Below are 11266 nucleotides of genomic sequence, written 5' to 3'. Positions count from 1 at the left end.
CCTCCCCGTCCCGGTATCTGAGGACGTTGTGGTGGGTGAAGCGGCCTCTGGACCCACCAGAACGTCCCCAGATACCCCGCGCCGGTCGCGTCTTGGGGGCCACTGGGGACAATGGAGGGGTGAGTCAGCCCACCGAGCAGCGTCCGCCCCAGGTCACCCTGGCGTCGGGCATCGTCATGTTCGCCTCGTTCATGGTGCTGGTCACCGCCTGGGAGCAGGTCTCCACGATCGGCTCGCTGGAGACGCAGGAGTCGATCCGCGACGTCCTCTCCGAGTCGCCGTTCTCCTCCCTCGGCCTCGATGTCAGCAGTGCTTCGGACCTGCTCCGCTACGCCTGCATGGTCGCCGCGGCGGCCGCCTGCGCCACCGGCATCCTGGGCTGGTACGTCCGCAAGCCGGACCGTTCCGCGCGGCTCGGGCTCACGATCTTCGCGATCCCGGTCTTCGTCACCGGCCTCGCCGCCGGCGGCCTCGCCGGGTCCTTCGTCGCGGCCGGCGCCGCGATGCTCTGGATGGCCCCCGCGCGCGAGTGGTTCGCCACCGGCCGCTGGACGCCCCCCGCTCCCGCGCCCGAGAAGAGCAAGGACAAGGACAAGGACAAGGGCGCCAACCGCTCGGCCGATCCGTGGCGTATGCCGTCCAGCGTCGGTGCGCCCGACGCCCGGTCCACCCAGCCGGGCGGCCCGTTGACGCCTCCGCCGGCCACGCGGCCCTTCGGCGAGCCCGACACCGCGACCCACTCGCCGTACGGCCAGCCGCTCGCCCCGCGCGGTGGCGACGAGCGCTCCGCCCCGCCCTCGGCCCGGCAGCAGCAGCTGCTCCACGAGCGGCCCGGCGCGATGGTGGCGGCCTTCGTGATCACCGTGGTGACGGCCGGCGGCCTGCTCAGCCTGTCGCTGCTGTGGATCGCGATCGCCGGGCTGTCCCCGGACTTCCTGATGAGCGTGGTCGAGGAGCAGCAGCCCCAGGTCATCGAGGACGGACTGACCCTCGAGCAGCTGCGCGGCACCGTCCTGGCGCTGGCCGGCGGGTTCGTCGCGTGGTGCGCGGTGGCACTGGTCCTGGCCGGCTTCGCGATGGCGCGCCGCGACTGGGCGCGTCGCGGGCTGATCGTCAGCGCGGCCTTCAGCGCCGGCGCGTGCTTCGCCCTGGTGCTCAGCACGCCCCTGACCCTGATCCCGGCCGCCGCGGCGGTGGCGACCGTCCTGTGCCTGCGCCGGGTCGAGGTGCGGCGCTGGTTCGCGGTCGACGCGCGCTGAGCCTCGCGCCCTGCGCCGACCACCGACCTCGTGGTGAGATAGCCCCATGAGCGACCAGGAGCCCGGGCCGACCCACACGCCGTATGGCCAGCCAGACCCCTACGGCCAGCAGGGACAGCCGTCCCCCTACGGCCAGCAGCCGTCCTACGGCGCGCCGCCGGTGCAGACGGACCGACGTCCCGGCACCGTGACCGCCGCCGCCTGGATCACGATCGTCTTCTCGGGCCTCACCGCGGTGCTCTTCGGCTTCACCGGCCTCGCGCTGCTGGTCGCCCGCGACCAGGTGATCACCGAGATGGAGCGCGTCCCGGAGTTCCAGGACGCGGGGATCGACGCCGACGCGGCCGTCGGGGTCCTCGTGGCCTTCATCCTGGGCCTCGTCGTGTGGGCGGTGATCGCGCTCGTCCTCGCGGTCTTCGTGCTGCGCCGCTCCAACGTGGCGCGCATCCTGCTGGTGATCTCCAGCGCGGTGGTGGCGCTGCTGTCGCTGCTCGGCATCACCAGCGGCGTCTCGGCGATCACGCTGATCGCCTCGGTGGCCGTGATCGTCCTGCTCTTCGTCGGCGGCGCCGGCGACTGGTTCGCCCGCAAGGGCTCCCAGGGCGGCCACCCCGGTGGTGGCTACCCGTCCGCCGGCCACCCCGGCACCGGCTACGGCACGGACCCCTACGGCACCGGCAGCCAGGGCGGCGACACCTACGGCTCCAACCCGTACGGCACCCAGCCGGCGCCGGAGGCGCCGCGGGCCGACAACCCCTACGGGCAGCCGCCGTCGTCCGACAACCCCTACGGCCAGCCGCCGTCGGGCGGGTCGGACTATCCGCCCAAGGACTACCCGGGCCGCTGAGGCCCGCTGCGCGGCGTCAGCACGCGAGGTCGGCGGCTGCGAGGCGGCGTACGCCCTCGGCGATGACGTCGGGCTGCTTGCAGAAGGCCCAGCGCACCAGCTGCCGCCCGGCGTCGGCGTCGTCGTGGAACCCCTGCGTGGGGATCGCGACCACGCCGGCGCGCTCGGGCAGCGCCAGGCAGAACTCGCGACCGTCGGCCCAGCCGAGGTGCGAGATGTCGGTGGTGGTGAAGTAGGTGCCCTCCGGCACGCGGGGCGCGAGCCCGGCCGCGGTGAGGCCCTCGCACAGGAGGTCGCGGCGGGCCTGCAGGTCCCGGGCGAGCTCGGTCGGCCAGTCGGGCTCGTGGTCGAGCGCGTGCGCGACGGCGGGCTGCAGGGGCGAGCCCGAGGTGAAGGTGAGCCACTGCTTGGCGGCCAGCACCGCGCCCACCAGCGGGGCGGGCCCGGTGGCCCAGCCGACCTTCCAGCCGGTGAACGACCACGACTTGCCGGCGCTCGAGAGCGTCAGCGTGCGCTCCCACATCCCCGGCAGCGTGGCGATCGGCACGTGGGAGAGGCCGTCGAAGACGAGGTGCTCGTAGACCTCGTCGGTGATCACCAGCACGTCGTGCGCGATCGCCAGGTCGGCCACCACCTGCAGCTCGTCGCGGGTCAGCACGGTCCCCGTCGGGTTGTGCGGGGTGTTGAGCAGGATGACCTTGGTCCGGTCGGTGACCGCGGCCCGCAGCTCGTCGGGGTCGGGGCGGAAGGACGGTGCCCGCAGCGTCACCGGACGCCGGACCGCGCCGCACATGTCGAGCATCGCGACGTAGGAGTCGTAGTAGGGCTCGAGCACGACCACCTCGTCGCCGGGGTCGACGAGGCCGAGCAGGGCGGCGGCGACCGCCTCGGTGCAGCCGGTCGTCACGACCACCTCGCGGTCGGGGTCGACCTCGACGCCGTAGTGGCGCTGCTGGTGGCGCGCGATCGCGGCCCGCAGCGACGGCACGCCGATGCCGGGGGCGTACTGGTTGGCGCCGCCCTCGAGGGCACGCTCGGCCGCCTCCACCACCGACCGCGGACCGTCGACGTCGGGGAAGCCCTGGCCGAGGTTGAGCGCACCGGTCCGTTGCGCGAGCGCGGACATCTCGCTGAAGACGGTCGGCGGGATGTGGGCCAGGCGGGCGGCGAGGGGCGGGGAGAAGGGCTTCGCGGTGGGCACGGCCCCACGCTACCCAGCAGCGCTGGCTAGGGTCGGGGCGTGAGCACCGACCCCACCCTCGCCGCCGACATCGACGCCACCTGCCGCCTCACCGGGGAGTTCACCCTCCGCTCGGGTCAGGTCGCGGACACCTACTTCGACAAGTACCTCTTCGAGGCGCAGCCCGCCCTGCTCGACCGCGTGGCCGCGCAGGTGGTCGACCTGCTGCCCGAGGACACCGAGCTCCTCGGCGGGCTCGAGCTCGGCGGCGTGCCGATCGCGACCATGGTCAGCGCCCGCACTCGCCTGCCCGCGCTGTTCGTCCGCAAGCAGGCCAAGGAGTACGGCACCGCGAAGCTCGCCGAGGGCCCTGACGTGTCCGGGCGACGGGTCACCCTCGTCGAGGACGTCATCACCACCGGCGGCGCGGTGCGCGACGCGACCCGAGCGCTGCGCGAGCTCGGCGCGGTCGTCGAGGTCGTGGTGTGCGCCATCGACCGCTCGCCCGAGGGCGAGGACCCGCTGGCCGGCGTCGGGCTCGAGATCCGGTCGGTGCTGACCCGCGCCGACCTCGACGCCGTACGCGCCGCTGGCTGACTCCGCGGACCCGTGATCTAGGGTCACGGGGTGCTGTCCCGCCTCCTCGCTGCCCAACCCGGTGCTGAGCTCGACGGCGTCGCCGGCTGGGCCGTCGACCTCATGGAGCGCCTCGGCCCCGTCGGTGCGGCGGTGGTCATCGCGGCGGAGAACCTCTTCCCGCCGCTGCCCAGCGAGGTGATCCTGCCGCTGGCCGGCTTCACCGCCAGCCAGGGCTCCTTCACCCTCGCCGAGGCGCTGATCTGGACGACGGTCGGCTCGGTGGTCGGCGCCTCGCTGCTCTACGCCCTGGGCGTGCTGTTCGGCCGCGACCGGATGTACTGGGTCTGGGAGCGGCTGCCGTTGACCAAGACCTCGGACCTCGAGCGCACCGAGGAGTGGTTCGCCCGCCACGGCCGCAAGGCGGTCTTCTTCGGCCGGATGGTGCCGATCTTCCGCAGCCTGATCTCGGTGCCCGCCGGGATCGAGCGGATGCCGATCTGGCAGTTCCTCGGCCTGACACTGGCCGGCAGCGCCATCTGGAACACCATCTTCGTCCTCGCCGGCTACTACCTCGGCGAGCAGTGGCACGTGGTCGAGACCTACGCCGGCACGTTCCAGAAGCTCGTCATCTTCACCGTCGCGTCGGCCGTGGCGTGGTGGGTGCTGCTGCGGGTCCGCTCGCTGCGCCGCCGCCCCGCCCCGCCGACGGACTGACCGCCGTGGGTGAGGAGCCGCAGGAGCGGGCGCCCTACGACCCGATGCCCCACGGCGCACCCGAGGTGGGCGTCGGTCCGTGGCAGGGGCCGTGGCCCGAGGGCGGGCAGTGGGACCCCGACCTCCTGCGCGACGGCGACCGGCGCAACGTCGTCGACCGCTACAGGTACTGGACGATGGAAGCCATCGTCGCCGACCTCGACACGCGCCGGCACGGCTTCCACGTCGCGATCGAGAACTGGCAGCACGACTTCAACATCGGCACGATCGTGCGCACCGCCAACGCCTTCCTCGCCGCGGAGGTCCACATCGTCGGCAACCGTCGCTGGAACCGGCGCGGCGCGATGGTGACCGATCGCTACCAGCACGTGCGCCACCACCCCGACGCCGCGGCGCTGGCGGCGTACCTCCACGGGCTCGAGCAGCCCGTGCGCCTGCTCGGCATCGACAACCTGCCCGGCAGCGAGCACCTCGAGACGATGGAGCTGCCGCGCCGGGTCTGCTTCCTGTTCGGCCAGGAGGGACCGGGCCTGTCGGAGTCGGCGCGCGAGGTCTGCGACGGCACCTTCTCGATCGCGCAGTTCGGCTCCACCCGCTCGATCAACGCCAGCTCCGCCGCGGCGATCGCGATGCACAGCTGGGTCAGGGCGTACGCCGACCTCGGCAGCGCCGACGCCTGGCGCGGCTAGCCCTGCCGGGCCGAACGCGGCCGGGGCCGGGATGTCCCCACGGCACCCCGGACCCGACCGCGGGTCCTCGTGGTGCGCCTAGCGGCGCGTCTTGGAGTAGCAGAGGAGCGTGTGGTCGCCGGCCTTCCACGCGACCTTCGACGGCCAGCCGAAGCGGTAGGTCCGCGAGGTGACCGCGGTGCGACACCGCTGCGTGCCGATGCGCTTCCAGGCCTTCTCGCTGGGGAACCGGTCGGCCTTCACCGTGATCGCGGCGGTCGCGCGGTAGGTGTGCTTCGCCGAGCAGACGGTGACGTCGAAGTCGCGGCCGGCCAGGCAGCGCGAGACCGACTTCTTGAACGGGTAGGAGCCCACGTCGAGCTTCGCCGGGAGCGGCTGCAGGTCGTCGGCGCTGCCGAGCACGAGGTCGCAGCGCAGCCAGCGTGCGCCGGCCGCCTGCTGCTCGGGCGTGGGACCGAAGTAGCCGAGCGTGTACGCCGTCAGGCGCAGGCCGCGGATGCTGGTGCCGAGCACCTTGCGCTGCACCGGCACGCAGGTCTCGAGGGCGAACCGTGCCAGCGCGCGGCTCTCGTAGGCCAGTCCCTCGGGCAGCACGGCCACGGCGATCGTGGTCGAGGTGTGGGTGCCCGCGCAGTCGACCGGCGCCTCGGTGTAGGCCGCCGAGGCGAGCTCGGCGGAGTCCATGTCGAAGCACTGGCCCACGACCGGGGCCTGGAACAGCGGGTCCGCCGCCGTGGCGGACTGGCCACCCGCGAGGGCGATCGTCGCGGTGAGTCCGGCGAGGGCGGCACCCCACCCGAGTCGTCGAGTCATGGGCGTCAACCTAGGCCTGACATCGTGCGGCCGCCATACCCGTGCGGGTGCACTTCGTCGCCCCCCGGGGTCCCGCTCAGGCGTGCCGCTGCGGGGCCAGCACCGCCTCGAGGGCCGCCAGCCCGCGGCTGCTGTGGCTCTTGACCGTGCCCTCGACGATGCCGAGCTCGGCGGCCGTCTCGCGCACCGACAGGCCGAGCCAGTGGCGCAGCACGACCACCTTGCGCTGCTGCTCGGGCAGCGCCTGCAGCGCGTCGAACAGCGCCGAGCGCTCCTCGGTCGAGGTCGGACCCTGCGCGGCCACCTCGGGCAGGTGCTCGCTGGGACGTTCGCGCCGCCACGGCCGGCGGGAATCGTCGATGTTGGCCCGCACCATGATCTGGCGGACGTAGGCCTCCTCGTTGCCCTCGTGGCGGATCCGCGGCCAGGCGACGTACAGCTTGGTCAGGGCGATCTGCAGCAGGTCGTCGGCGCGGTGCCAGTCGCCGCACAGGGCGTACGCGATGCGGCGCAGGTGGGTCTGGCGGGCGGCGACGAACTCCGAGAACGCGGCATCGTGCCTCACCGCAGGCCACCCTCGTCCGCCTGGTCGGCGGTGAACGCGATGAAGTCGTCGATCGTCTCGACACCCGCCTTGTCGGCCGCATAGGTGGTCAGTGCGTCCTCGTCAGGCATGCGCACCGCCAGCACGAACCACCGCTCCTCCTCCCACTCGACGAGAGCCACCGCCGAGGCGCTGGCTGCGTCGGTGCCGTAGTCCGGCAGGTCGGGTCCGGACTGCTGGTCGAGCACCTGCACATCGGGCAGCGCGGCCGACACGGTGCCGTCCTGCTCGAGGTCGACCAGGCGGAGCCGTGGCTCGCGGTCGCGAATCGCCACATGCTCGTCGAGCCACTGCTCGAAGGTGAGCCAGCCGGACTCGCTCTCCTTCTCGTGGACCGCGCTGCCACCGGTGGGGCTGGTGTCGAGCAGCATCCACGTGACCTCGCCACGGTGGCGCAGGACCAGGCCGATCGACTCGCGCTCGCCCGACGGATCCAGCACCTGCTGGTCCACGGTGACGCCGGGAGCGAGGCTGACCTCGCCGCCGGTCCAGCCGACGAGCCCGGCGTAGGGGTAGCGCTCGTCGTCCAGCGCTGGGCCGTCGGTCAGGCCGCCGCGGAGGACCTCCGCCCGGACGAAGGCATCGAAGCTGTCGAAGGGCTTGTCATCTGCGGGCACCGCCGTCATCCCACCGCCGTCGCCGTCCCACTCCAGGCTGGTCCACCAGCGTTCGTCGCCGAAGCTGATGTCGAGCGCCACCGAATCGGTGCCCTTGCCGGGGTAGAGATCGTCACGCCGCTCGTGCACCACCGCACCGTCGCGGATCTCGATCCCCTCGCGTGTGTGGCGCACGGGCGGGCCGCCCGCGCCCCAGGGACGGCCACTGCCGCCGGGCTCGGGGGTCGAGGTCTCGGCCGTCGGGGTCGACGTGGCAATCGGGTCGGTCGCAACCGGTGCCTCCGTGCCGCTCGGGGTGCCGCCGGGGGCTGCGCCCCAGGCGATCCCGGCGACCACGGCGGCTGCGCCCAGCCCCGTCGCGACCGCGGTCGCCCGACGCCGGCGTACGGCCCTCCTGCCGGCCGCGACGTAGTGTCCTGCGGGGACATGGCGCCCGTCGCCGAACGAGCTGTCGAGCTCGCGCTGCCAGTCGATCTCGGTGTCCATGCCAGGTCCTTCCCCCGGGGAGCACTCTTCCACCGGTCAACACGGTGCGGGGGCCGCATCGGTTGTCACGTGGTGAGACGGCAGCACGCGAAGCTCCCGACCCACCGGTAGCCACTAGGGTTGGGAGCGCCTGTAGGACCCCTTCTGAGGAGAACCGCCGATGCCCATCGCCACCCCCGAGGTCTACGCGCAGATGCTGGACGCCGCGAAGGCCAAGTCCTTCGCCTACCCGGCCATCAACGTGTCGTCCTCCCAGACGCTCAACGCCGCGCTGAAGGGCTTCGCCGACGCCGGCTCTGACGGCATCATCCAGGTGTCCACCGGCGGTGCGGAGTACCTCTCCGGCCCGTCCGTGAAGGACATGGTGTCCGGCTCGGTGGCCTTCGCCGCCTACGCTGCCGAGGTCGCGAAGAACTACCCCGTCAACATCGCGCTGCACACCGACCACTGCCCCCAGGGCAAGCTCGACGGCTTCGTCCGCCCGCTGCTCGACATCTCCGCCGAGCGCGTCGCGCGCGGCGAGGCCCCGCTGTTCCAGTCGCACATGTGGGACGGCTCCGCGGTGCCGCTGGAGGAGAACCTCCAGATCGCCGAGGAGCTGCTCGCCAAGTGCGCCGCGGCCCAGATCATCCTCGAGATCGAGGTCGGCGTCGTCGGCGGCGAGGAGGACGGCGTGGCCAACGAGATCAACGACCAGCTCTACACCACGCCCGAGGACGCGATCGCCACGATCAAGGCGCTCGGTGCCGGCGAGCGCGGTCGCTACATGACCGCGCTCACCTTCGGCAACGTGCACGGCGTCTACAAGCCCGGCAACGTCAAGCTGCGCCCGGAGATCCTCAAGACCGCGCAGGAGGCCGCCGCCTCCGAGCTCGGCCTGGGCTCCGACGCCCGCCCGTTCGACCTGGTCTTCCACGGCGGCTCCGGCTCGACCGCGCAGGAGATCAGCGACGCGGTCGACTTCGGCGTGGTCAAGATGAACGTCGACACCGACACGCAGTACGCCTTCACCCGCCCCGTCGCGGCGCACATGTTCGCCCACTACGACGGCGTGCTGAAGGTCGACGGCGAGGTCGGCAACAAGAAGCAGTACGACCCCCGCGCCTGGGGCAAGGCCGCCGAGGCCGGCATGGCCGAGCGCATCGTGGAGGCCTGCCAGAACCTGCGCTCCGCGGGGACGTCGCTCGCCGGCTGACCCACGCACGACGCGACGACGCCCGCCCCGCTCGTACGAGCAGGGCGGGCGTCGTGCTGTCCGGGCCGGTCAGCGGCCCCAGCGCCGCGAGCACTCCTTGAGGTCGACGCTCACCTGCTGGCCCCGCTCGACCACGACCGGCACGGTCTGCAGGACCTGCCCGTCCTTCTCGCACGTGAGGGTCCAGGCCTCGACCAGCGGGGCGGTGAGCTGCTCCGTCGCGTCGTACAGGCCCGCGGTGAGCGTGTAGGTCGGCGTCACCGACGCGAAGTTCACCACCCGCAGGACGTAGGTCCCCGGCGTCGGGGCGTTGATCGTGGCCCGCTCCTTGTCACCCACGAAGTTGCCGGAGCCGCCGACCTCGGTCAGCGAGCCGTCGGCCTCCTTGCGGTAGACCTCGAGGTCGAGGTCGTCCGGGGTGGGCCAGTCGAGGTCGACCTGGAGGATGTCCTGGTCGGCCTCGGTCACGACGAGCTCGTGGTCGACCGAGCTCCCGGGTGCGACGGTGCCGGTGAAGGTCTCGGTGCGGGTCGGCTCCTCGGCGAGCAGCTTGACCAGTCGCGACTGCACGACGGGTCGCGTCGACTGGTTGACGTCCCAGGAGAAGGTGCGCCCGCTGGTCACCATCGAGGTCTCGAGGGAGTCGGTGAAGTCGTTCTCGGGGCTCCACGTCGGCGTGGAGAACTCCTTGCGCAGCCGCATCGTCGCGCCCGCGGGCGCCTTGCCCGAGATGACGGCGTGGCTGCCGCGGTCGATGGCCTCCTCGAAGGCGATGAGGTAGGCCTCGCGGTTGCCCTTCCCGGCGTACGCCCCTGCTCCGAGGTACTCGTCGACGACCTGGGCGAAGGGCGGGTGGAACTCGTCGGGACCGATCTCGAAGGTGTAGCCGTAGCCGCCGGTCGCGTTGTAGGACCAGTCCTCGGTGGTGCCGGTCGTGTCGTAGAGCTCCCAGCCGTGGATGTTGGCGTAGCCGTTCTGCGCCGTCATCCGCGCACCGACCTCCTTCATCGCCTCCTCGTCGGGGGCGTCGCCGACCGGCAGCCCGTCCGGTCCGATCGTGGTCGGGTTCACGCCGTTGGGCCGCAGCACCAGGTTGGAGAAGGTGTGGTTGGAGATCATCATCGTGACCTGCCGCGAGGAGATGAGGTCGCGCACGTTGCGGGTCTCCGGCTCGGAGAAGGGCTCGGCGCCGCGGTAGGTCGGGTCGGCGAAGAGATCCGAGGCGCCGGGCCCGCCCCACAGCCCGCCGTAGTTGCGGTTGAGGTCGGTGCCGACGAGGAAGCCGCCGGGGCTGGTCAGGCTGAAGGCGGCGCACGTGCCGTCGGGGGTGTCCTGGCCGTCGACGACCCGGCAGTTCTTGCGCTTGTAGGCGTTGCCGGGGGTGCCGAGGATCGAGGCGGTGCCGCCGCCGTCGAGCTCGCGCAGGTCGACGAGCTGGCCGTCGGTGAAGGAGAGGTGGAAGCCGTCGGGGTTCACCACCGGCACCACGACCATGCGGCCGCGGTCGAGCAGGCTGCGGATGCGCGGGTCGCCGGCGCGGGCTCCCTCGACGAGGTCGACGGCGAACTCCATCGCGTGCTCGCCCGAGGGCCACTCGCGCGCGTGGTGCACGCCGAACATCGCGAAGGTGGGTCGACCGTCACGGGCGGCGACGTTCGTCGCGATCTCGACGCCGTGGACGGTCCGCCCGTCCAGCGTCTTCTCGGGCAGCGTCAGGAGCCTGACCAGGCCGGGGTTCGCCTCGGCCATGGCCTTCATCTCCGAGTTGTAGTCGGCCAGGCTGCGGTAGGCGTCGCGGCCCGACGGCAGCGCGGTGCGCTGCCGGGTGGCCGCGAAGAGGTCGTCGAGCCGGTTGATCTCGGCCTCGCGACGCAGCAGGTCGGGGATCCGCACGTCCCACGTGAAGCCGGCCGCCCGCAGCGCGTCACGGTCGGCGAGCGTGTGGAGCACGACCTCGACGTAGTCGTGCCCGGCATGCTCGGTGAGGTCGAGGCCGAGTGCCTGGAGCCGCGACTTGTCGGCACGGGTGGGGGTGTCCACCGTGACCAGTCGCGGGGCGAACAGCTCGGTCGCCGAGGTGAGCGGGTCCTGGGCGGCGGACGGGACGGTGAGGGCTGCGGCTGAGAGGGCGAGCGTCGTGGCCGCGAGTGCGGTCAGCGTAGACGCCGTCCGGAACCGGGACGGGTGTGTGCGCATGAGTTCCTCCGGGGGCGTGTGCCGCGGCTGAGGGGGCGCCGCGTTGCCGTGAACAACGCGGCGCCGTGCCTCAGGTCACGCCCGCCG

At 72.6% G+C, this 11266-nt stretch carries 11 protein-coding genes; 6 read left to right on the top strand and 5 right to left on the bottom strand.

The features are described from left to right. Window positions 1–119: 119 nt before the first annotated feature. The gene (locus CFI00_RS21435; RefSeq protein ID WP_207082974.1) at window positions 120–1259 is read left to right on the top strand and encodes a hypothetical protein; all 1140 of its coding nucleotides are present in this window, start codon (window positions 120–122) and stop codon (window positions 1257–1259) included. Window positions 1260–1305: 46 nt separating this feature from the next. Then, window positions 1306–2106 (top strand): hypothetical protein, encoded by an 801-nt coding sequence (locus CFI00_RS21430; protein ID WP_207082973.1) that lies wholly within the window; start codon window positions 1306–1308, stop codon window positions 2104–2106. A gap of 16 nt (window positions 2107–2122) precedes the next feature. On the opposite strand, the gene CFI00_RS21425 is transcribed toward CFI00_RS21430, so the two are convergent. Further along, window positions 2123–3307: a pyridoxal phosphate-dependent aminotransferase gene (locus CFI00_RS21425; RefSeq protein ID WP_277988328.1), complete on the bottom strand. Its 1185-nt coding sequence runs from the start codon at window positions 3305–3307 to the stop codon at window positions 2123–2125. 39 nt (window positions 3308–3346) lie between these two features. Between CFI00_RS21425 and pyrE the strand changes: the two genes are divergently transcribed. Genes pyrE through CFI00_RS21410 form a run of 3 tightly spaced genes read left to right on the top strand, consistent with a single transcriptional unit; the run spans window position 3347 to window position 5268 of the window. Continuing rightward, entirely contained in the window at window positions 3347–3883 is a 537-nt protein-coding gene (pyrE, locus tag CFI00_RS21420; protein ID WP_207082972.1) for an orotate phosphoribosyltransferase, read from the top strand. Between the two features lie 30 nt (window positions 3884–3913). Continuing rightward, a complete protein-coding gene (locus tag CFI00_RS21415) occupies window positions 3914–4579 on the top strand; it encodes a DedA family protein (RefSeq protein ID WP_242532556.1) in 666 nt (221 codons plus the stop codon). A gap of 44 nt (window positions 4580–4623) precedes the next feature. Next, window positions 4624–5268 carry a TrmH family RNA methyltransferase gene (locus tag CFI00_RS21410; protein WP_207085665.1) on the top strand — a complete coding sequence of 215 codons (645 nt, stop codon included), beginning with the start codon at window positions 4624–4626 and terminating at the stop codon, window positions 5266–5268. Window positions 5269–5346: 78 nt separating this feature from the next. Here CFI00_RS21410 and CFI00_RS21405 read toward each other — a convergent pair whose 3' ends face one another. From CFI00_RS21405 to CFI00_RS21395, 3 genes are all read right to left on the bottom strand, one after another. Continuing rightward, a complete protein-coding gene (locus tag CFI00_RS21405; RefSeq protein ID WP_207082971.1) occupies window positions 5347–6081 on the bottom strand; it encodes a septum formation family protein in 735 nt (244 codons plus the stop codon). Between the two features lie 76 nt (window positions 6082–6157). After that, window positions 6158–6646 carry a SigE family RNA polymerase sigma factor gene (locus CFI00_RS21400; RefSeq protein WP_207082970.1) on the bottom strand — a complete coding sequence of 163 codons (489 nt, stop codon included), beginning with the start codon at window positions 6644–6646 and terminating at the stop codon, window positions 6158–6160. Further along, the gene (locus tag CFI00_RS21395; RefSeq protein WP_207082969.1) at window positions 6643–7788 is read right to left on the bottom strand and encodes a hypothetical protein; all 1146 of its coding nucleotides are present in this window, start codon (window positions 7786–7788) and stop codon (window positions 6643–6645) included. Before CFI00_RS21395 ends, CFI00_RS21400 begins: the two co-directional genes overlap by 4 nt. A 160-nt stretch (window positions 7789–7948) precedes the next feature. On the opposite strand from CFI00_RS21395, the gene fbaA reads away from it, so the two are divergent. Beyond that, complete coding sequence (gene fbaA / locus CFI00_RS21390; RefSeq protein ID WP_207082968.1) at window positions 7949–8983, top strand: class II fructose-bisphosphate aldolase; 1035 nt, start codon at window positions 7949–7951, stop codon at window positions 8981–8983. A gap of 69 nt (window positions 8984–9052) precedes the next feature. On the opposite strand, the gene CFI00_RS21385 is transcribed toward fbaA, so the two are convergent. Beyond that, window positions 9053–11179, bottom strand: a complete 2127-nt coding sequence (locus tag CFI00_RS21385; protein WP_207082967.1) for a M14 family zinc carboxypeptidase — start codon at window positions 11177–11179, stop codon at window positions 9053–9055. Window positions 11180–11266 lie beyond the last annotated feature (87 nt).

Source organism: Nocardioides sp. S5, assembly GCF_017310035.1.
Classification (GTDB): Bacteria; Actinomycetota; Actinomycetes; order Propionibacteriales; family Nocardioidaceae; genus Nocardioides.
This window is presented reverse-complemented; position numbering and strand designations above follow the sequence as displayed.